The organism is Streptomyces sp. CA-249302 (assembly GCF_050936785.1).
Classification (GTDB): Bacteria; Actinomycetota; Actinomycetes; order Streptomycetales; family Streptomycetaceae; genus Streptomyces.
This window is the reverse complement of the sequence record NZ_JBNJMG010000001.1, coordinates 6212609-6232678: the sequence shown is the minus strand read 5'-3', so window position 1 is coordinate 6232678 and position 20070 is coordinate 6212609. Positions and strand designations below refer to the sequence as shown.

The window sequence follows — 20070 nt, the reverse complement described above, 5'->3', positions numbered from 1 at the left end:
CCATGGACGGCGTGCCAGGAGTGTGCGCCTCCCCCGCACCAAGGAGTTCGACCATGGCCCCTCGGCCCCTCAAGGCCGCCGTCACCCTGGCGATGGCCGCGGCCTTCTCACTGGCCGCCCTTCCCGCGCACGCGGCGCCCGACCCCGACCCGTCCGTCTGGAACGACCTGTCGAAGACGTACGACGCGACGGGGAAGTACGGCTACGAGGCGTTCGCCCCGAAGGGCGGATTCGCGCGCACCGACGTCTGTGTCGCCGACCCGAAGGCGGGCGGCATGGGCTACCACTACGTCAATCCGGCGAATATCGGTTCACTCGATCCGGCGAAACCCGCGGCCCTGCTGTACGCGGACGAGTTCAAGGACGAGTACGCGGACGTCGACGAGTTCACCGAAGGGCGCAAGCTGGTCGCGGTGGAGTGGATCGTGAAGTCGACCGGCCAGGCGGCGCCGACCCTCTTCGGCCAGAAGTTCCAGGGGCCGGACTTCTACCCGGAACCGCTGAACGGCGACTACTTCACCCTCCACGCCTGGATCTACAAGCCCAACCCCAGTGGGCTGTTCTCGCCGTGGAACCCCGAGGTCGCGTGCCCGAAGGCCTGAACCTCGCACACGCAAAAGGCCCCGGCTCCCGATGAAGGGAGCCGGGGCCGACGCGCGGCGGGTCAGCGCACGAAGACCCCCGCCTGGCTGGCCAGGTCCAGGAAGTACTGCGGCGCCACACCGAGCACCAGCGTGACCGCGACCCCGAGCCCGATCGCCGTCATCGTCAGCGGCGACGGCACGGCGACCGTCGGGCCGTCGGGCCGCGGCTCGCTGAAGAACATCAGCACGATCACGCGGATGTAGAAGAAGGCCGCGACCGCGGACGAGATCACACCGACCACGACCAGCGGGGCCGCCCCGCCCTCCGCCGCCGCCTTGAACACGGCGAACTTACCGGCGAAGCCGGAGGTCAGCGGGATGCCCGCGAAGGCCAGCAGGAACACCGCGAACACGGCCGCCACCAGCGGTGAACGGCGGCCGAGTCCGGCCCACTTGGACAGGTGCGTCGCCTCGCCGCCCGCGTCGCGCACCAGGGTGACGACGGCGAAGGCGCCGATGGTCACGAAGGAGTACGCGCCCAGGTAGAAGAGGACGGACGAGACGCCGTCCTTCGACGTGGCGATGACACCCGCGAGGATGAATCCCGCGTGCGCGATGGACGAGTACGCCAGCAGCCGCTTGATGTCGGTCTGCGTGATCGCGACGATCGCACCGCCCAGCATGGTGACGATCGCGACGGCCCACATGACCGGCCGCCAGTCCCAGCGCAGGCCGGGCAGGACGACGTACAGCAGGCGGAGCAGTGCGCCGAACGCGGCCACCTTGGTCGCCGCCGCCATGAATCCCGTCACCGGGGTCGGTGCGCCCTGGTAGACGTCCGGCGTCCACATGTGGAACGGGACGGCGCCGACCTTGAACAGCAGCCCCATGACGAGCATCGCGCCGCCGACCAGCAGCAGCGCGTCATTGCCCATGGTGTCGGCGAGCGCCGGGTCGACGTTGGTGACGGTGCCGTCGACGACCTGAGCGATCGTCGAGTACGACACCGAGCCCGCGTAGCCGTACAGCAGTGCGATGCCGAACAGGGTGAACGCGGAGGCGAAGGCGCCGAGCAGGAAGTACTTCACCGCGGCCTCCTGCGACATGAGTCGCTTGCGGCGGGCCAGGGCGCACAGGAGGTAGAGGGGCAGCGAGAAGACTTCCAGGGCCACGAACAGCGTCAGCAGGTCGTTGGCCGAGGGGAACACCAGCATGCCGGCGACCGCGAAGAGCAGCAGCGGGAAGACCTCGGTGGTGGTGAACCCGGCCTTGACCGCGGCCTTCTCGCTGTCGCTGCCCGGCACGGACGCGGCCTGCGCGGCGAACGAGTCGACGCGGTTGCCGTGCGCCTCCGGGTCGAGCCGCCGCTCGGCGAAGGTGAACAGGCCGACCAGACCGGACAGCAGGATCACGCCCTGGAGGAACAGGGACGGCCCGTCGACCGCGATCGCGCCCATGGCAGCGATGTGCGCCTTGGTGGTGCCGTATCCGTCGGCCGCGAGCGCCAGGACCGCCGCGAAGGCGGCGCAGAGCGCGACGGCGGAGGTGAACACCTGGGCGTAGTAACGGGACTTGCGCGGCACGAACGCCTCGATCAGGATCCCGACGATCGCCGCGCCCACGACGATCAGGGTGGGCGACAACTGCCCGTATTCGATCTTCGGCGCGGGGATCTTCGAGATCTGATCGGTCCCGGCCGCCGCCGTTGTCCACAGACTGTGGACGGCTGTTGCGCTCACTTGGCCGCCTCCACCGAGGGCTTGGGGTCCTTCTTCTGTACGTCGGACAGGGTCGACTTCACGGCCGGGTTGACGATGTCCGTCACCGGCTTCGGGTAGACGCCCAGGAAGATCAGCAGAACGATCAGCGGCGCGACGACCAGGAGCTCACGCGCGCGCAGGTCGGGCATCGCGGAGACCTCCTGCTTCACCGGGCCCGTCATCGTCCGCTGGTAGAGGACGAGGGTGTAGAGCGCGGCGAGCACGATGCCGAAGGTCGCGATGATCCCGATCGCCGGGTAGCGCGTGAACGTGCCGACCAGGACCAGGAATTCGCTCACGAACGGCGCGAGTCCGGGCAGCGACAGGGTCGCCAGGCTGCCGACCAGGAAGGTGCCGGCGAGCACCGGGGCGACCTTCTGGACACCGCCGTAATCGGCGATGAGCCGCGAGCCGCGCCGGGAGATCAGGAAGCCGGCGACCAGCATCAACGCGGCCGTCGAGATGCCGTGGTTGACCATGTAGAGCGTCGCGCCGGACTGGCCCTGGCTGGTCATCGCGAAGATGCCCATGATGATGAAGCCGAAGTGCGAGATCGACGCGTACGCCACCAGCCGCTTGATGTCCCGCTGGCCGACCGCGAGCAGCGCCCCGTAGACGATGCTGATGAGCGCCAGTACGAGGATCGCGGGCGTCGCCCACTTGCTCGCCTCCGGGAAGAGCTGGAGGCAGAAGCGGAGCATCGCGAAGGTGCCCACCTTGTCGACGACCGCCGTGATGAGGACGGCGACCGGGGCGGTGGACTCCTGCATGGCGTTGGGCAGCCAGGTGTGCAGCGGCCACAACGGCGCCTTCACCGCGAAGGCGAAGAAGAAGCCGAGGAACAGCCAGCGTTCGGTGTTGGTCGCCATGTGCAGCGAGCCGTTGGCGCGGGCCTCGGCGATCTGCTGGAGGCTGAAGTTCCCGGCGACCACGTAGAGGCCGATCACCGCGGCCAGCATGATGAGGCCGCCGACCAGGTTGTAGAGGAGGAACTTCACGGCCGCGTACGACCGTTGCGTCGACGCCGCCTCCTCGCCGTGCTCGTGGGCACGGTCCCCGAAGCCGCCGATGAGGAAGTACATCGGGATCAGCATGGCTTCGAAGAAGATGTAGAAGAGGAAGACGTCGGTGGCCTCGAAGGAGATGATCACCATCGCCTCGACGCCCAGGATCAGGGCGAAGAAGCCCTGCGTCGGCCGCCACCTCTTGCTGCCGGTCTCCAGCGGGTCGGCGTCGTGCCAGCCCGCGAGGATGATGAACGGCATCAGCAGCGCCGTCAGCGCGACGAGCGCGACCGCGATGCCGTCCACGCCCAGCTCGTACCGGACGCCGAAGTCGGCGATCCAGGCGTGGGACTCGGTCAGTTGGTAGCGGCCGCCGTCCGGGTCGAAGCGGACCAGGACGGTGATCGCGAGAGCGAGGGTGGCGAGCGAGACGAGCAGCGCGAGCCACTTGGCGGCGGTGCGCCGCGCGGCCGGCACGGCGGCCGTGGCGATCGCCCCGATCGCCGGGACCACCGCCGTCGCTGTCAGCAGAGGAAAGGACATCGGTATCAGACCGCCCTCATCAGCAGGGTCGCGGCGATGAGGATCGCCGCACCGCCGAACATCGAGACCGCGTACGACCGCGCATAGCCGTTCTGCAGCTTGCGCAGCCGTCCGGACAGGCCCCCGACCGAGGCCGCCGAGCCGTTGACGACTCCGTCGACCAGGGTGTGGTCGACGTACACCAGGGAGCGCGTGAGGTGCTCGCCGCCGCGGACCAGGACGACGTGGTTGAAGTCGTCCTGGAGCAGGTCGCGCCGGGCGGCCCGGGTGAGCAGCGAGCCGCGCGGGGCGACGGCCGGGACCGGGCGGCGGCCGTACATGGCGTAGGCGATGCCGACGCCGACGAGCAGGCAGACCATCGTCCCGCCGGTGACCGCCGCCGCGCTGAGCGGGGAGTCGCCCTCGCTGTGGCCGGTGACCGGCTCCAGCCAGTGCAGGAAGCGGTCGCCGATGCTGAAGAAGCCGCCCGCGAAGACCGATCCGAAGGCCAGCACGATCATCGGGATCGTCATGGTCTTCGGGGACTCGTGCGGGTGCGGCTCGTGCCCGCCCGCGGCGGAGCCGCTGTCGGATGCAGCGTCGGACTGCCAGCGCTTCTCGCCGAAGAAGGTCATGAGCATCACGCGCGTCATGTAGAACGCGGTGATCGCCGCGCCCAGCAGGGCGCAGGTGCCCAGGATCCAGCCCTCGGTGCCGCCCTTGGCGAAGGCCGCCTCGATGATCTTGTCCTTGGAGAAGAAACCGGACAGACCCGGGAAGCCGATGATGGCGAGGTAGCCGAGGCCGAAGGTGATGAAGGTGACCGGCATGTACTTGCGCAGGCCGCCGTACTTCCGCATGTCGACCTCGTCGTTCATGCCGTGCATGACCGAACCGGCGCCGAGGAAGAGCCCGGCCTTGAAGAAGCCGTGCGTCACCAGGTGCATGATCGCGAAGACGTAGCCGATGGGACCGAGGCCCGCGGCGAGAACCATGTAGCCGATCTGCGACATGGTCGAGCCGGCCAGCGCCTTCTTGATGTCGTCCTTGGCGCAACCGACGATCGCACCGAAGAGGAGCGTTACGGCGCCGACCACGGTGACGGCGAGCTGGGCGTCGGGCGCGGCGTTGAAGATGGCTCCGGAGCGGACGATCAGGTAGACGCCCGCGGTCACCATCGTCGCCGCGTGGATGAGGGCCGAGACCGGGGTCGGGCCCTCCATCGCGTCCCCGAGCCAGGACTGGAGCGGCACCTGGGCGGACTTGCCGCAGGCGGCGAGCAGGAGCATCAGGCCGATCGCGGTGAGCTTGCCCTCGCTGGTGTCGCCGACGCTGCTGAACACCGGCCCGAAGGCGAAGGTGCCGAACGTCGTGAACATCAGCATGATCGCGATGGACAGGCCCATGTCGCCGACGCGGTTGACCAGGAACGCCTTCTTGGCCGCGGTCGCCGCGCTGGGCTTGTGCTGCCAGAAGCCGATCAGGAGGTACGAGGCGAGACCGACGCCCTCCCAACCGACGTACAGCAGCAGGTAGTTGTCGGCGAGGACCAGCAGCAGCATCGCCGCGAGGAACAGGTTCAGGTAGCCGAAGAAGCGGCGGCGGCGCTCGTCGTGCTCCATGTACCCGACCGAGTACAGGTGGATGAGCGAGCCGACGCCGGTGATCAGCAGGACGAACGTCACCGACAGCTGGTCGAGGCGGAAGGCGACGTCCGCCTGGAAGCCCTCGACCGGGACCCAGGTGTACAGGTGCTGCATCAGGGTCCGGTGTTCGGCGTCCTTGCCGAGCAGGTCGGCGAAGAGGATGACACCGAACACGAAGGAGGCGGACGACATCAGGACGCCGATCCAGTGGCCGACGGCATCGAGCCGCCGGCCGCCGCACAGCAGTACGGCCGCTCCGAGCAGTGGCGCCGCCACCAGCAGCGCAATCAGGTTCTCCACGATTCAGCGACCCCTCAGAGCTTCATCAGGCTGGCGTCGTCGACCGAGGCCGAGTGGCGGGAACGGAACAGGGACACGATGATCGCGAGCCCGACCACGACCTCCGCGGCGGCGACGACCATCGTGAAGAAGGCGATGATCTGGCCGTCGAGGTTGCCGTGCATCCGGGAGAAGGTGACGAACGCGAGGTTGCAGGCGTTCAGCATCAGCTCGATGCACATGAACACCACGATCGCGTTGCGCCTGATCAGCACGCCGCTGGCGCCGATCGTGAACAACAGGGCCGAGAGATACAGGTAGTTGACCGGGTTCACTTCGACGCCTCCTCCCGCTTGAAGGTGGCCGGTTCGATCTCGGTGCGCTCCAGGCGCTCCTCCGAGCGCTGCTCCAGCGCCTTGAGGTCGTTCAGCGCCTGGGCCGACACATCACGGATCTGGCCGCGGTCGCGCAGCGTCTTGCTGACGGTGAGCTCGGACGGGGTGCCGTCGGGGAGCAGGCCCGCGATGTCGACCGCGTTGTGGCGGGCGTACACGCCGGGCGCCGGCAGCGGCGGTACGTGCTTGCCCTCGCGGACGCGCTCCTCGGACAGCTCGCGCTGCGTCTTGGCGCGCTCGGTGCGCTCGCGGTGGGTGAGCACCATGGCGCCGACGGCGGCCGTGATCAGCAGGGCGCCGGTGATTTCGAAGGCGAAGACGTACTTGGTGAAGATGAGGGCGGCGAGTCCCTCCACGTTGCCGTTCGCGTTCGCCTGGGAGAGCCCGTTGAACTCGCTCAGGGACGCGTTGCCGATCCCGGCGAGCAGCAGGACGCCGAAGCCGACCCCGCAGAGAAGGGCCAGCCAGCGCTGGCCCTTGATGGTCTCCTTCAGCGAGTCCGCGGCCGTCACGCCGACGAGCATCACCACGAAGAGGAACAGCATCATGATCGCGCCGGTGTAGACGACGATCTGCACGATGCCCAGGAAGTAGGCGCCGTTGGCGAGGTAGAACACCGCCAGGATGATCATGGTGCCGGCGAGCGAGAGCGCGCTGTGCACGGCCTTCTTCATGAAGACGGTGGACAGGGCGCCGGCCACGGCGACGGTGCCGAGGACCCAGAACTGGAAGGCCTCTCCGGTGGAGGTGGAGTAGGCGGCGAGCTGCGCGCTCATGCGTCCGCCCCCTCTTCTTCGGGCTTCTCGCCCTTGGAGACGGCCACCTGGCGTTCCGTGCCGGGCGCTGCCTCGGTCACCAGTCCCCGGTAGTAGTCCTGCTCGTCGGTCCCCGGGTAGATCGCGTGCGGGCTGTCGACCATGCCGTCTTCCAGCCCCGCGAGCAGCTGTTCCTTGGTGTAGATGAGGTTGGCGCGGCTGCTGTCGGCGAGCTCGAACTCGTTCGTCATCGTGAGCGCGCGCGTGGGGCACGCCTCGATGCACAGGCCGCACAGGATGCAGCGGGCGTAGTTGATCTGGTAGACGCGTCCGTACCGCTCGCCCGGCGAGTAGCGCTCCTCGTCCGTGTTGTCCGCGCCCTCCACGTAGATGGCGTCGGCGGGACACGCCCAGGCGCACAGCTCGCAGCCGACGCACTTCTCCAGGCCGTCCGGATGGCGGTTGAGCTGGTGCCGTCCGTGGAAGCGGGGAGCGGTGGTCTTCTGCTGCTCCGGGTACTGCTCGGTCAGCCGCTTCTTGAACATGGCCTTGAAGGTCACGCCGAAGCCGGCGACGGGGTTCATGAAACCGGGCTTGGTCTCCTTCGGCTCCTCAGCCATCGGACGCCTCCTTTCCATCCGAAGATCCGTCACTCGCAGTATCCGACCCACCACTGACAATCAGCTCACGCTCCCGGCGCGGGCTGCGCCTGGGCACCGGCGGAAGCTCCTGACCCGGCAGCGGCGGCACGGGGAATCCGCCCGCCATCGCGTCGAATCCGGCGGGCTGCGGGGCGGCGGCCCGCTCGCTCTCCTCTGCCTTCACGCGGAACATGTCCACGACGAAGGACAGGAGCAGCAGGGCGAGGACGGCGCCGCCGATGTAGAGGGCGATGTCGGCGAAGTCGTAGTTCTCGTTCCTCAGTGCCCGCACCGTCGCGACCAGCATCAGCCAGACCACGGAGACCGGGATGAGGACCTTCCAGCCGAGCTTCATCAGCTGGTCGTAGCGGACGCGGGGAAGCGTGCCGCGCAGCCAGATGAAGAAGAACAGCAGCAGCTGGACCTTGATCACGAACCAGAGGAGCGGCCACCAGCCGTGGTTGGCGCCCTCCCAGAAGGTGCTGATCGGCCAGGGGGCCCGCCAGCCGCCGAGGAAGAGCGTGGTGGACACGGCCGAGACGGTCACCATGTTGACGTACTCGGCGAGCATGAACATCGCGAACTTGATCGACGAGTACTCGGTGTTGAAGCCGCCGACCAGGTCGCCCTCGGACTCCGGCATGTCGAAGGGGGCGCGGTTGGTCTCGCCCACCATGGTGACGACGTAGAGGATGAAGGAGACCGGCAGCAGCAGGATGTACCAGCGGTCGTGCTGCTGCTCGACGATCGTCGAGGTCGACATCGACCCCGAGTAGAGGAACACCGAGGCGAACGAGGCGCCCATGGCGATCTCGTACGAGATCATCTGCGCGCAGGAGCGCAGGCCGCCGAGCAGCGGGTAGGTGGATCCGGAACTCCAACCCGCGAGCACGATGCCGTAGATGCCGACCGAGGCGACCGCGAGGATGTAGAGCATCGCGATCGGCAGGTCGGTGAGCTGCATCGTGGTGCGGGTGCCGAAGATCGAGATCTCGTTGCCGGCCGGGCCGAAGGGGATCACCGCGATCGCCATGAAGGCCGGGATGGCCGCGACGATCGGCGCGAGGACGTAGACGACCTTGTCCGCGCGCTTGACGATGAGGTCTTCCTTCAGCATCAGCTTGATGCCGTCGGCGAGCGACTGGAGCATGCCCCAGGGGCCGTGCCGGTTGGGGCCGATGCGCAGCTGCATCCAGGCGACGACCTTGCGCTCCCACACGATGGAGAACAGCACGGTCACCATCAGGAAGGCGAAGCAGAACACCGCCTTGACGACGACCAGCCACCAGGGGTCGCGGCCGAACATCGAGAGGTCTTCAGCGGCGAGGTACGGGCTCATGCCTCCACCTCCTTCGGGGCCTCGTCGACGAGCGTCGCCGGGCCGATGCGGACGAGTGCGCCGGGCAGCGCCCCGGTGTCGGAGGCGACGCCCTTGCCTACGGAGTTCAGCGGGAGCCAGACCACGCGGTCGGGCATCTCGGTGATCCGCAGCGGGAGTTCGACCGTTCCGGAGGTGCCGGTCACGGCGAGCAGGTCGCCGTCCTTGACGCCGGCCTCGGCGGCCGTCGCGGCCGACACGCGCGCGTGGGCCGCGTGCCGCGTCCCTGCGAGGGCCTCGTCGCCCTCCTGGAGGCGGCCCTGGTCGAGCAGCAGCCGGTGCCCGGCGAGTACGGCCTCCCCGGCGGCGGGCCGGGGCAACTGTCCCCCGGTCTCCAGGGGTTCGGTCGCCCGCGGCCCGTCCCAGGGCCCGAGCCGGTCGATCTCCGAGCGCACCGTGCGCAGATCCGGCAGACCCAGGTGTACGTCCATGGCGTCGGCCAGCATCTGCAGGACGCGCGCGTCGGTCGGTGCGAGGGAGCGGGTCATCTGGTCGGGCTTGAGCGCGGCGTCGAAGAAGCGCACCCTGCCCTCCCAGTTGAGGAAGGTGCCGGCCTTCTCGGCGACCGCGGCGACGGGCAGTACGACGCTGGCGTGCTCGCTGACCTCGCTGAGCCGCAGCTCCAGCGAGACCACGAAGCCGGCCTCGTGAAGTGCTTCACGCGCGCGTGCCGGGTCGGGCAGGTCGGCGATCTCGACGCCCGCGACCACGAGCGCCTGCAACTCGCCGCTCAGAGCGGCCTCGACGATCTGGCTGGTGTCGCGGCCGTAGCGGTGCGGGAGTTCGGCGACGCCCCAGACGGCGGCGACCTCTTCACGCGCGCGTGGGTCGGTCGCCGGGCGTCCGCCCGGCAGCAGCGACGGCAGCGCGCCCACCTCGACGGCGCCGCGCTCCCCGGCCCGGCGCGGGATCCAGACGAGCTCCGCCCCGGTCGCGGACGCGGCCCGTACGGCCGCGGTGAGGCCACCGGCGACCGCGGCGAGCCGCTCACCGACGACGATCACGGCGCCCTCGGCGCGCAGCGCCTCGGCCGCCGTGGCTCCGCCGTCCTCCAGGCCGACCCCGCTCGCGAGCGCGTCCAGCCATTCGGTCTCGGTGCCGGGAGCGGCCGGCAGCAGCGTGCCGCCCGCCTTCTCCAGACCCCGCGTCGCGTGCGTGGCCAGCGAGAACACCTTCTGCCCGTGCCCTCGCCAGGCCTTGCGCAGCCTCAGGAAGACGCCGGGCGCCTCCTCCTCGGCCTCGAACCCGATCAGCAGGACCGCGGGCGCCTTCTCCAGGAGGGTGTACGTGACGCCCGTACCGTCGAGGTCGCGGCCGCGTCCGGCGACCCGCGCGGCCAGGAAGTCGGCTTCCTCGCTGCCGTGCACGCGCGCGCGGAAGTCGATGTCGTTGGTGTCGAGCGCCACGCGCGCGAACTTGCTGTACGCGTAGGCGTCCTCGACGGTGAGGCGGCCGCCGGTCAGGACGCCGGTGCGGCCGCGCGAGGCGAGCAGGCCCTGGGCCGCGATCTGCAAGGCCTCCGGCCAGGAGGCCGGTTCGAGGTCGCCCTCGGCGTTGCGCACCAGCGGCGTCTCGAGCCGGTCGCGCTGCTGCGCGTACCGGAACCCGAAGCGCCCCTTGTCGCAGATCCACTCCTCGTTGACCTCGGGGTCGTTGGCCGCGAGGCGCCGCATGACCTTGCCGCGCCGGTGGTCGGTGCGGGTCGCGCAGCCGCCGGAGCAGTGCTCGCACACGCTCGGCGAGGAGACGAGGTCGAAGGGGCGGGAGCGGAATCGGTACGCCGCCGAGGTGAGCGCGCCGACCGGGCAGATCTGGATGGTGTTGCCGGAGAAGTACGACTCGAAGGGGTCGCCCTCACCGGTGCCGACCTGCTGGAGCGCGCCGCGTTCGAGAAGTTCGATCATCGGGTCGCCCGCGACCTGGTTGGAGAACCGGGTGCAGCGGGCGCACAGCACGCACCGCTCGCGGTCGAGCAGCACCTGCGTGGAGATCGGGACGGGCTTCTCGTACGTCCGCTTCTTGCCCTCGAAGCGGGACTCGGCCTGGCCGTGCGACATGGCCTGGTTCTGTAGCGGGCACTCGCCGCCCTTGTCGCAGACCGGGCAGTCCAGCGGGTGGTTGATGAGCAGCAGCTCCATCACACCGTGCTGGGCCTTCTCGGCGACCGGCGAGGTGAGGTGGGTCTTCACGACCATGCCGTCGGTGCACGTGATGGTGCAGGACGCCATCGGCTTGCGCTGGCCCTCGACCTCGACGATGCACTGGCGGCAGGCGCCGGCCGGGTCGAGGAGCGGGTGGTCGCAGAAGCGGGGGATCTCGATGCCGAGCTGTTCGGCGGCCCGGATGACCAGGGTGCCCTTGGGCACGCTGATCTCGGCGCCGTCGATCGTCAGCGAGACGAGATCTTCCGGCGGGACCGCCGCCTCTCCCCCGCCGGAGGGAGCGCTCGTGGTCACCGTCATGCGTTCACCTCCGTGCGGTCGGCCCAGGCCGTCGACTTGGCCGGGTCGAAGGGGCAGCCGCGGCCCGTGATGTGCTGCTCGTACTCCTCGCGGAAGTACTTCAGCGAGGAGAAGATCGGCGAGGCGGCGCCGTCGCCGAGGGCGCAGAAGGACTTGCCGTTGATGTTGTCGGCGATGTCGTTCAGCTTGTCGAGGTCGGACATCACGCCCTTGCCTGCCTCGATGTCGCGCAGCAACTGCACGAGCCAGTACGTCCCTTCGCGGCACGGGGTGCACTTGCCGCAGGACTCGTGGGCGTAGAACTCGGTCCAGCGGGTGACGGCGCGGACCACGCAGGTCGTCTCGTCGAAGCACTGGAGTGCTTTCGTGCCGAGCATGGAACCCGCGGCGCCCACTCCTTCGTAGTCAAGAGGGACGTCGAGGTGCTCGTCGGTGAACATCGGGGTCGAAGAGCCGCCCGGCGTCCAGAACTTGAGGCGGTGTCCGGGTCGCATGCCGCCGCTCATCTCGAGGAGCTGGCGGAGCGTGATGCCGAGCGGGGCCTCGTACTGGCCGGGGCTGGCGACATGGCCGCTGAGCGAGTAGAGCGTGAAGCCCGGGGACTTCTCGCTCCCCATCGAGCGGAACCATTCTTTGCCCCGATGCAGAATCGCGGGAACCGACGCGATCGACTCGACGTTATTCACAACAGTCGGGCACGCATAGAGGCCCGCCACCGCAGGAAAGGGGGGACGGAGCCGCGGTTGACCACGGCGGCCTTCGAGCGAGTCGAGCAGTGCGGTCTCCTCACCGCAGATGTACGCGCCGGCGCCGGCGTGCACGGTGAGTTCCAGGTTCAGCCCGCTGCCCAGGATGTTCTCGCCGAGGTAGCCCGCCGCGTAGGCCTCGCGCACGGCCTCGTGCAACCGCCGCAATACGGGGACGACTTCACCACGCAGATAGATGAAGGCATGCGACGACCTGATGGCGTAACACGCGATGACAATGCCCTCGATGAGGCTGTGCGGGTTCGCGAAGAGGAGCGGGATGTCCTTACAGGTCCCCGGCTCCGACTCGTCGGCGTTGACAACTAGATAGTGTGGCTTTCCATCACCCTGGGGAATGAACTGCCATTTCATTCCCGTCGGGAATCCCGCGCCACCGCGGCCGCGCAGACCGGAGTCCTTGACGTACGCGATCAGGTCGTCCGGCGACATCGCGAGCGCCTTGCGGAGCCCCTCGTAGCCCTCGTGCCTTCGGTAGACGTCGAGAGTCCAGGACTTCTCCTCGTCCCAGAAGGCCGACAGCACGGGTGCGAGCAGCTTCTCGGGGCTGTTGTTCTTGAGTTCGGGTGCCAAGGTCATCACTCCCCCTCCTCGGCGGCCTGGTCAGAGGGCTGCTGACCCTCTGGTTCCTGAGTACGCGGATGGACCACGCGCGCGGGTGCGGCCTCTCCCCTTGCCAGGCGGAGGCCCACCAGCGACGCGGGTCCCGCACCGCCGCTCTCCTCGACGGCCCCGGGCCGCTCGTCGGGGAAGCCGGCCAGGATCCGCGCGGTCTCCTTGAAGGTGCACAGGCGCGCCCCGCGCGTGGGCTCGACAGGACGGCCCGCGCGCAGGTCGTCGACGAGGCGCTTGGCGCTGGCCGGGGACTGGTTGTCGAAGAACTCCCAGTTGACCATCACCACCGGCGCGAAGTCGCAGGCCGCGTTGCACTCGATGTGCTCCAGGGTGACCTTGCCGTCGTCGGTGGTCTCACCGTTGCCGACGCCGAGGTGCTCCTGGAGCTCCTCGAAGATCGCGTCGCCGCCCATCACCGCGCACAGCGTGTTGGTGCAGACGCCCACCTGGTAGTCACCGCTCGGCCTGCGCCGGTACATCGTGTAGAAGGTCGCGACGGCGGTGACCTCGGCCGTGGTCAGCTCCAGCACGTCCGCGCAGAACTGCATTCCGGTGCGCGTGACATGACCCTCCTCCGCCTGCACGAGGTGCAGCAACGGCAGGAGCGCGGACCGCGAGTCGGGGTAGCGGGCGATGACCTCGCGCGCGTCCGCCTCGAGGCGGGCTCGGACGTCGTCCGGGTAGGCGGGCGCGGGCAGTTCGGGCATGCCCAGGCTGACGCCGGAGGAACTGGTGGTCACCGGTCGACGCCTCCCATCACGGGGTCGATGGACGCGACGGCGACGATGACGTCGGCGACCTGGCCGCCCTCGCACATCGCCGCCATGGCCTGAAGGTTGGTGAAGGACGGGTCGCGGAAGTGGACCCGGAAGGGGCGGGTGCCGCCGTCGGACACGGCGTGCACCCCGAGTTCGCCCTTGGGAGACTCGACGGCCGCGTACGCCTGGCCCGGCGGGACCCGGAAGCCCTCGGTGACCAGCTTGAAGTGGTGGATCAGGGCCTCCATGGAGGTGCCCATGATCTTCTTGATGTGGTCGAGGGAGTTGCCGAGTCCGTCCGGTCCCAGGGCGAGCTGGGCGGGCCAGGCGATCTTCTTGTCGGCGACCATGACCGGGCCGGGCTGGAGCCGGTCCAGGCACTGCTCGACGATCCTCAGCGACTGGCGCATCTCCTCCAGGCGGATGAGGAAGCGGCCGTAGGAGTCGCAGGTGTCGGCGGTCGGGACGTCGAAGTCGTAGTTCTCGTAGCCGCAGTAGGGCTGCGTCTTGCGCAGGTCGTGCGGCAGGCCGGTGGAACGCAGGATCGGGCCGGTGGCGCCGAGGGCCATGCAGCCGGCCAGGTCGAGGTAACCGACGTCCTGCATACGGGCCTTGAAGATGGGGTTCCCGGTGGCAAGCTTGTCGTACTCCGGGAGGTTCTTCTTCATCTTCTTCACGAACTCGCGGATGTGGTCCACCGCGCCGGGCGGCAGGTCCTGCGCGAGTCCGCCGGGGCGGATGTACGCGTGGTTCATCCGAAGGCCCGTGATGAGCTCGTAGATGTCGAGAATCATTTCACGATCACGGAATCCGTAGATCATGATCGTGGTGGCGCCGAGTTCCATGCCGCCGGTGGCGATGCACACCAGGTGCGAGGACATCCGGTTCAGCTCCATCAGGAGCACGCGGATGAGGGTGGCGCGGTCGGGGATCTCGTCCTCGATGCCGAGGAGCTTCTCGACGGCGAGACAGTAGGCGGTCTCGTTGAAGAAGGACGTCAGGTAGTCCATGCGCGTCACGAACGTGGTGCCCTGCGTCCACGTGCGGAACTCGAGGTTCTTCTCGATGCCGGTGTGGAGGTAGCCGATGCCGCAGCGGGCCTCGGTGACGGTCTCGCCGTCGATCTCCAGGATCAGCCGCAGCACTCCGTGGGTGGAGGGGTGCTGGGGGCCCATGTTGACGACGATGCGCTCGTCGTCGGCCTTGGCCGCGGACTGGACGACCTCGTCCCAGTCGCCACCGGTGACCGTGTATACGGTCCCTTCCGTGGTCTCGCGGGGAGAGGCGTGCGAAGTGCTCACGAGTACGACCTCCGCTGGTCCGGAGCCGGGATCTGGGCGCCCTTGTACTCGACGGGGATGCCGCCGAGGGGGTAGTCCTTGCGCTGCGGGTGGCCCTGCCAGTCGTCCGGCATCATGATCCGGGTCAGGGCCGGGTGACCGTCGAAGACGATCCCGAAGAAGTCGTAGGTCTCGCGCTCGTGCCAGTCGTTGGTCGGGTACACGGAGACCAGGGACGGGATGTGCGGGTCCGCGTCCGGGGCGCTGACCTCCAGGCGGATCAGCCGGTTGTGGGTGATCGAGCGCAGGTGGTAGACGGCGTGCAGCTCGCGGCCCTTGTCGTGGAGGTAGTGGACTCCGCTGACGCCGGTGCACAGTTCGAAGCGCAGGGCGGGGTCGTCGCGCAGGGTCTGTGCGACGCGCAGCAGGTGCTCGCGCTCGACGTGGAAGGTGAGTTCGCCGCGGTCGACGACCGTCTTCTCGATGGCGTTGTCCGGGAGGAGGCCTTGCTCCTCCAGGGCGCCCTCCAGTTCGTCGGCGACCTCGTCGAACCACCCGCCATAGGGGCGGGCGGCCGCTCCCGGCAGCCGGATCGAGCGGACCAGGCCGCCGTAGCCGGAGGTGTCTCCGCCGTTGTTCGCGCCGAACATGCCGCGCTGGACGCGGATCTCCTCACCGCCTTCGCCGCGCTGGCCGGGGAGGTTGGAGGCGCCGAGGTCCTTTTCGGGGTTCACCCCGTTCGAGGCGCCGTCGGCTCCGTTGGTGCCGTTCGCGTCGCTCACCGCAGCAGCCCCTTCATCTCGATCGTGGGCAGGGCCTTGAGCGCCGCTTCCTCAGCCTCGCGGGCGGCCTCCTCGGCGTTCACACCGAGCTTGGAGGTCTGGATCTTCTGGTGGAGCTTGAGGATGGCGTCCATGAGCATCTCGGGCCGTGGCGGGCAGCCCGGGAGATAGATGTCGACCGGGACGATGTGGTCGACGCCCTGCACGATCGCGTAGTTGTTGAACATGCCGCCCGAGGAGGCGCAGACCCCCATGGAGATGACCCACTTGGGGTTCGGCATCTGGTCGTAGACCTGCCGCAGCACCGGCGCCATCTTCTGGCTGACCCGGCCGGCGACGATCATGAGGTCGGCCTGGCGGGGTGAGCCGCGGAAGACCTCCATGCCGAAGCGGGCCAGGTCGTAGCGTCCGGCGCCCGTGGTCATCATTTCGATGGCGCAGCAGGCCAGGCCGAAGGTGGCCGGGAAGACGGACGCCTTGCGCACCCAGCCCGCGGCCTGCTCGACGGTGGTCAGCAGGAAGCCGCTCGGCAGCTTTTCTTCGAGTCCCATGAGTTAAAGGCCCCTCAGTCCCATTCCAGGCCGCCGCGCCGCCATACGTACGCGTACGCGACGAAGACGGTGAGCACGAAGAGCAGCATCTCCACGAGCCCGAAGATCCCCAGGGCGTCGAAGGTGACGGCCCAGGGATAGAGGAAGACGATCTCGATGTCGAAGACGATGAAGAGCATCGCCGTCAGGTAGTACTTGATGGGGAAGCGCCCGCCGCCGGCCGGCGTGGGGGTCGGCTCGATTCCGCACTCGTAGGCCTCGAGCTTGGCGCGGTTGTACCGCTTAGGCCCGATCAGCGTGGCCATGACCACGGAGAAGATCGCAAAGCCTGCCCCGAGGGCTCCCAGTACGAGGATGGGCGCATACGCGTTCACCGCTCCTCGCTCCTCTCAGTCGGCACTGACTGCTGGCGATGGCATCGGACTCACACCGGCCTCATACGCCGCTCTAACCTCCGTTCGTCCCAACGAAGATCGAGAACATGTGAAGCAGGTCACAAGCCCAACTGCCTCGCATCTTATGCCCGCCGCTCTGTGATCTGCGACACGGGGTATTGCACAAGCTTTGTGATCTCCACCACCCGATGAAGGATCATGAAGTCCGATGAGCGGTGATCTTCGCACTCGAAGCGTCCAAGTGATCACCAGAGGTGACATTTCCGCTAGTCGGCGCAGTTCGAGAGGGGCGTCTCAATATCAAGAGACTTCCCTTGCATGCAAATTGGCCCTGGACGCGACGCCTTGGTAGTGCGCCGCATTCACACATCAAGGTGAGAGACGGGGTGCGATGTGGACGCGTGCACGCGTTCACGAGCGGCGCCGGCCGCGACCCTCTCGCGACCCCGCCGCAATGCGCTCGTGATCTACGCGCGTGACGCGGGCCCACCCGAGACCGTTGCGTGACCTCCGCCACATCCATGAGAGGTCTCTGAGAACGGGGCTTGGCCAACGGTCCCAACCGGTGGTAGGCCGCGGGCAATTCGGACGTACCGTCGAAAGAACGTGATCACGGCCCTGATGGGTCAGGTCCGCAATGTCCGTTACGGCGTCAATAAGGAACGCCACGCCCGGGATTCATGGGGCTGATTGAACAAGTGTGGCGCAGCACACGTTTCTTGAAGGTATGGAGGAGCCCCTGATACCGGTTGTTCTCATGTCCCACACCGCTCACATACGCAGCCACCGGAAACCCCGCCGCAGCGCGACGACGAACATCGCCGTGCGGGCCGGAGTTGCCGGTGGCGTCCTCAGCATGGCGGCGGCTGGCGCGGCTTCGGCGAACGCCGCCGAGACGACGCAGACCCTGCAACTGCCCACCCTGACGGCCGACCTGTCGGCGCAGATCGCCCAGTCCGCGGACGCCACGCAGCAGGCGGCCGCGAACTATGAACTGCAGGCCGAGCGTGACGCGGCCGCCGCGAAGGCCGCGAAGCAGGCCAAGTCGGACCTCGCGGAGGCCAAGAAGAAGGCGGAGGCGAAGAAGAAGGCTGAGGCGGCCCGTAAGGCCGCCGCGGAGCAGGCGGCGTCCCGGAGCGCCGAGCGGACCACCCTGGCCGCCTCGACGACCTCCAGCGCCTCTACGAGCTCGTCCACGGCCACGGGTTCGGCCGCCGCCGTCATCGCCTTCGTGAAGGCGCAGATCGGCGACGCCTACGTCTCCGGCGGCACCGGCCCCAACTCGTGGGACTGCTCGGGCCTGGTGCAGACCGCCTTCAAGCAGGTCGGCATCAGCCTGCCGCGCGTCTCGCAGGACCAGTCGACGGCCGGCACCCAGGTCTCGCTGAGCAACCTGCAGCCGGGCGACATCCTGTACTGGGGCAGCGCGGGCAGCGCGTACCACGTGGCGGTGTACGTCGGCGACGGCATGTTCGTCGGCGCGCAGAACCCGTCGACCGGTGTGGTCGAGAAGCCGCTCTCCTACGACCCGCCGACCGGCGCGGTGCGGGTGCTCTGACAGGCCGACCACCGAGAACGAACGGAAGGGCCGCAGCCGCTCGGGGGCAGCGGCCCTCCGTCACACCCTGCCCGTCACACCCGAGGGCTACCCCAGGTCGAAGGTGTTCGGCAGGCCCAGCTTGTAGCGGAGTTCGTCGATCCGTTTGAGCGGCTCCATCTCCGGCGGCCGGTACAGCTCCACGATCTCGCAGCGCTCGGCGTCCGAATTGTCCGCGTCGAGCAGTGCGTTGACGGCGCGTCGGGCCGACTCGTTGGCGCCTTCCATGGTCGCCAGGTCCACATCCGTGCGGACGTAGTCGCCGGCGAGGAAGAAGTTCGGGACCGCGGTGCGCGCCGTGGGGCGGTTGTAGAGCGTGCCCGTGGGGTGGATGAGGAGCTGCTCGCGGTTCTGCGGGTCGGGGCCGCCCAGGCCCGTCACGGCGGGGTCCATGAACCAGCCCAGGCGGTCCTCGTCGGTGAGGACCGTCTTGCCGGAGTCGTTCAGCCCGTCCTTCAGTTGGGCCCAGAGTTCGGCGACGATCTCGTCCCTGGTGCACTCCTTGGCCGTCTTGCCGTACAGGATGCCGGGCTTGTCCCACTCCGAGATGATCGCGGACAGACAGTCGTGGGCCTGTCCGTCGCCGTAGTCGCGGGAGAAGTCCCGTCCGTCCCAGAACTGCGCCTGGCCGATTCCGGTCACCGCCCAGGGCGAGTCGACGCAGTTGATGTGGCCGTGCACGACGGGGGTGGGCGTGCGCAGGTAGAACATCACGCCGGTCATCCAGTCCGTCTGAAGCGCGTCGCACCTGGCGAGCTGCGGGTCGGCGGCGCGCAGGGCCGGGCCCCATGTCACGCGCGCGTGCTCGACCGGGAGCGCGGAGACGTAGTGGTCGGCCGTGACGACCCGCTCCTGGCCACCGTCGCGCGCGGCCACGCGTACGCCGGTCACCTTCCCGCCCTCGTACACGACCTCCTTCACCTGGGTCCCGGTCACGAACTCGACGCCCTGGGCGCGCAGGTGGGTCTCCCAGGGGTCGATCCAGGCCTCGCTGGTGGGGGCGTTGAGGACGCGGTCGATGTCGGCGTCGGGTCCGTCCAGGCCCTGGCCGAGGAGGCCCCAGAGGATGAGGGCCTCGATGATGACGCGGCCGACCGTGCGGGTGGACGCCACCTCGGCGCGCGTGGCGACGAGGTTGCGGGTCTGTCCGATGCCGAGGAGGCGCTGGTACTCCTCGCTCATCTCCTCGGCGCGGATGAAGTCCCACCAGGACGTCTTCTCCCACTGGTCCTCGCGGCGGGCGTCGCAGCTGGTGATGTGGACCAGGAGGCGGTCCGCGTAGTAGGCGGCCTCGTGGGCGGGGAGGCGGCCGGCCAGGTCCAGGGCGGCGAGGATCTGGTCGCGTATCCAGGTGGGCGTGATGTCGCCGGGGGCGGGTGGGGTGGTGGCCCTGCGCAGGGGGACGTGGAGGTCGGCTCGGTCGGCGGCGCGGGAGAACAACTCCTCGGTGGCCTTGCGGAGGTTGCCGCGGACGCCGCCCGGGTTGCCGGGGAAGGGGATGCGGCGCATGGTGTCCGGAAGGTTCCGGTAGAAGCCGGGGAAGAAGCGGAAGCCGTGCTCGCCGGGGAGGGGTCTGCGGCCGTCGGCAGCCGTGCCCGGGACGTCCATCGAGCGGGCCTTGCCGCCGAGGATGTCGTAGTACTCGTAGACGGTGACGGCGTAGCCGCGCTCGGCGAGTTCGTGGGCGGCGCTGAGGCCGGAGACCCCGCCGCCGAGGACGGCGACGCGGTTGCCGGTGGCGGCCGCGCTCGCGGGTACGGCGGGCCATAAGGCGAGGGCCCCGGCCGCTCCCCCGGCGCCGGTGAGGAATCGTCTGCGGGTGTGGCCGGCGTTCTCCTGCGACCCCTGGGCGTGTTCTGTTGTCATGACTTCGGGAGGGTAGGGAGGGAGTTCGGGGCGCTG

17 protein-coding genes are annotated in these 20070 nt (G+C 68.8%); 2 read left to right on the top strand and 15 right to left on the bottom strand.

Going from position 1 to position 20070, the window contains the following annotated elements; all coding sequences use genetic code 11:
* Window positions 1–53: 53 nt before the first annotated feature.
* On the top strand, window positions 54–602 hold the full coding sequence (locus ACQEWB_RS28150) for a hypothetical protein (RefSeq protein WP_432835734.1): 549 nt from the start codon (window positions 54–56) through the stop codon (window positions 600–602).
* Window positions 603–664: 62 nt separating this feature from the next.
* Here the strand turns inward: ACQEWB_RS28150 and nuoN are convergent, their stop codons facing one another.
* Genes nuoN through ACQEWB_RS28080 form a run of 14 tightly spaced genes read right to left on the bottom strand, consistent with a single transcriptional unit; the run spans window position 665 to window position 16550 of the window.
* Entirely contained in the window at window positions 665–2323 is a 1659-nt protein-coding gene (gene nuoN / locus ACQEWB_RS28145) for an NADH-quinone oxidoreductase subunit NuoN (protein WP_432835732.1), read from the bottom strand.
* Window positions 2320–3891 carry an NADH-quinone oxidoreductase subunit M gene (locus ACQEWB_RS28140; RefSeq protein WP_432835730.1) on the bottom strand — a complete coding sequence of 524 codons (1572 nt, stop codon included), beginning with the start codon at window positions 3889–3891 and terminating at the stop codon, window positions 2320–2322. Before ACQEWB_RS28140 ends, nuoN begins: the two co-directional genes overlap by 4 nt.
* A gap of 5 nt (window positions 3892–3896) precedes the next feature.
* The gene (gene nuoL / locus ACQEWB_RS28135) at window positions 3897–5816 is read right to left on the bottom strand and encodes an NADH-quinone oxidoreductase subunit L (protein ID WP_432835728.1); all 1920 of its coding nucleotides are present in this window, start codon (window positions 5814–5816) and stop codon (window positions 3897–3899) included.
* A gap of 14 nt (window positions 5817–5830) precedes the next feature.
* The gene (nuoK, locus tag ACQEWB_RS28130) at window positions 5831–6130 is read right to left on the bottom strand and encodes an NADH-quinone oxidoreductase subunit NuoK (RefSeq protein WP_123998414.1); all 300 of its coding nucleotides are present in this window, start codon (window positions 6128–6130) and stop codon (window positions 5831–5833) included.
* The gene (locus ACQEWB_RS28125; RefSeq protein WP_432835725.1) at window positions 6127–6966 is read right to left on the bottom strand and encodes an NADH-quinone oxidoreductase subunit J; all 840 of its coding nucleotides are present in this window, start codon (window positions 6964–6966) and stop codon (window positions 6127–6129) included. The genes nuoK and ACQEWB_RS28125 overlap by 4 nt, the downstream gene beginning before the upstream one ends.
* Complete coding sequence (gene nuoI, locus ACQEWB_RS28120) at window positions 6963–7565, bottom strand: NADH-quinone oxidoreductase subunit NuoI (protein WP_432835723.1); 603 nt, start codon at window positions 7563–7565, stop codon at window positions 6963–6965. Before nuoI ends, ACQEWB_RS28125 begins: the two co-directional genes overlap by 4 nt.
* On the bottom strand, window positions 7558–8925 hold the full coding sequence (gene nuoH, locus ACQEWB_RS28115; protein WP_432835720.1) for an NADH-quinone oxidoreductase subunit NuoH: 1368 nt from the start codon (window positions 8923–8925) through the stop codon (window positions 7558–7560). Before nuoH ends, nuoI begins: the two co-directional genes overlap by 8 nt.
* Window positions 8922–11426 (bottom strand): NADH-quinone oxidoreductase subunit G, encoded by a 2505-nt coding sequence (locus ACQEWB_RS28110; RefSeq protein ID WP_432835718.1) that lies wholly within the window; start codon window positions 11424–11426, stop codon window positions 8922–8924. Before ACQEWB_RS28110 ends, nuoH begins: the two co-directional genes overlap by 4 nt.
* On the bottom strand, window positions 11423–12769 hold the full coding sequence (gene nuoF, locus ACQEWB_RS28105) for an NADH-quinone oxidoreductase subunit NuoF (protein WP_432835716.1): 1347 nt from the start codon (window positions 12767–12769) through the stop codon (window positions 11423–11425). The genes ACQEWB_RS28110 and nuoF overlap by 4 nt, the downstream gene beginning before the upstream one ends.
* Window positions 12769–13545, bottom strand: a complete 777-nt coding sequence (gene nuoE / locus ACQEWB_RS28100) for an NADH-quinone oxidoreductase subunit NuoE (RefSeq protein WP_432835714.1) — start codon at window positions 13543–13545, stop codon at window positions 12769–12771. The genes nuoF and nuoE overlap by 1 nt, the downstream gene beginning before the upstream one ends.
* Window positions 13542–14864 carry an NADH-quinone oxidoreductase subunit D gene (locus ACQEWB_RS28095; RefSeq protein WP_432835712.1) on the bottom strand — a complete coding sequence of 441 codons (1323 nt, stop codon included), beginning with the start codon at window positions 14862–14864 and terminating at the stop codon, window positions 13542–13544. The genes nuoE and ACQEWB_RS28095 overlap by 4 nt, the downstream gene beginning before the upstream one ends.
* Window positions 14861–15625: an NADH-quinone oxidoreductase subunit C gene (locus ACQEWB_RS28090; RefSeq protein ID WP_432835710.1), complete on the bottom strand. Its 765-nt coding sequence runs from the start codon at window positions 15623–15625 to the stop codon at window positions 14861–14863. The genes ACQEWB_RS28095 and ACQEWB_RS28090 overlap by 4 nt, the downstream gene beginning before the upstream one ends.
* On the bottom strand, window positions 15622–16176 hold the full coding sequence (locus ACQEWB_RS28085) for a NuoB/complex I 20 kDa subunit family protein (protein ID WP_003998928.1): 555 nt from the start codon (window positions 16174–16176) through the stop codon (window positions 15622–15624). Before ACQEWB_RS28085 ends, ACQEWB_RS28090 begins: the two co-directional genes overlap by 4 nt.
* Window positions 16177–16190: 14 nt before the next feature.
* On the bottom strand, window positions 16191–16550 hold the full coding sequence (locus tag ACQEWB_RS28080; protein ID WP_003992243.1) for an NADH-quinone oxidoreductase subunit A: 360 nt from the start codon (window positions 16548–16550) through the stop codon (window positions 16191–16193).
* Window positions 16551–17328: 778 nt separating this feature from the next.
* Here ACQEWB_RS28080 and ACQEWB_RS28075 point away from each other — a divergent pair.
* A complete protein-coding gene (locus tag ACQEWB_RS28075; RefSeq protein ID WP_432835706.1) occupies window positions 17329–18129 on the top strand; it encodes a C40 family peptidase in 801 nt (266 codons plus the stop codon).
* A gap of 87 nt (window positions 18130–18216) precedes the next feature.
* Here ACQEWB_RS28075 and ACQEWB_RS28070 read toward each other — a convergent pair whose 3' ends face one another.
* Window positions 18217–20034: a hydroxysqualene dehydroxylase gene (locus ACQEWB_RS28070; RefSeq protein ID WP_432835704.1), complete on the bottom strand. Its 1818-nt coding sequence runs from the start codon at window positions 20032–20034 to the stop codon at window positions 18217–18219.
* Window positions 20035–20070 lie beyond the last annotated feature (36 nt).

Excerpts from the sequence above, each read along its gene's own strand:
- ACQEWB_RS28150 (WP_432835734.1), top strand. The coding sequence starts at position 54 with ATGGCCCCTCGGCCCCTCAAGGCCGCCGTCACCCTGGCGATGGCCGCG.
- ACQEWB_RS28140 (WP_432835730.1), bottom strand. The coding sequence starts at position 3,891 with ATGTCCTTTCCTCTGCTGACAGCGACGGCGGTGGTCCCGGCGATCGGG.
- ACQEWB_RS28125 (WP_432835725.1), bottom strand. The coding sequence starts at position 6,966 with ATGAGCGCGCAGCTCGCCGCCTACTCCACCTCCACCGGAGAGGCCTTC.
- nuoI (WP_432835723.1), bottom strand. The coding sequence starts at position 7,565 with ATGGCTGAGGAGCCGAAGGAGACCAAGCCCGGTTTCATGAACCCCGTC.
- nuoH (WP_432835720.1), bottom strand. The coding sequence starts at position 8,925 with ATGAGCCCGTACCTCGCCGCTGAAGACCTCTCGATGTTCGGCCGCGAC.
- ACQEWB_RS28110 (WP_432835718.1), bottom strand. The coding sequence starts at position 11,426 with ATGACGGTGACCACGAGCGCTCCCTCCGGCGGGGGAGAGGCGGCGGTC.
- nuoF (WP_432835716.1), bottom strand. The coding sequence starts at position 12,769 with ATGACCTTGGCACCCGAACTCAAGAACAACAGCCCCGAGAAGCTGCTC.
- ACQEWB_RS28085 (WP_003998928.1), bottom strand. The coding sequence starts at position 16,176 with ATGGGACTCGAAGAAAAGCTGCCGAGCGGCTTCCTGCTGACCACCGTC.
- ACQEWB_RS28075 (WP_432835706.1), top strand. The coding sequence starts at position 17,329 with ATGTCCCACACCGCTCACATACGCAGCCACCGGAAACCCCGCCGCAGC.
- ACQEWB_RS28070 (WP_432835704.1), bottom strand. The coding sequence starts at position 20,034 with ATGACAACAGAACACGCCCAGGGGTCGCAGGAGAACGCCGGCCACACC.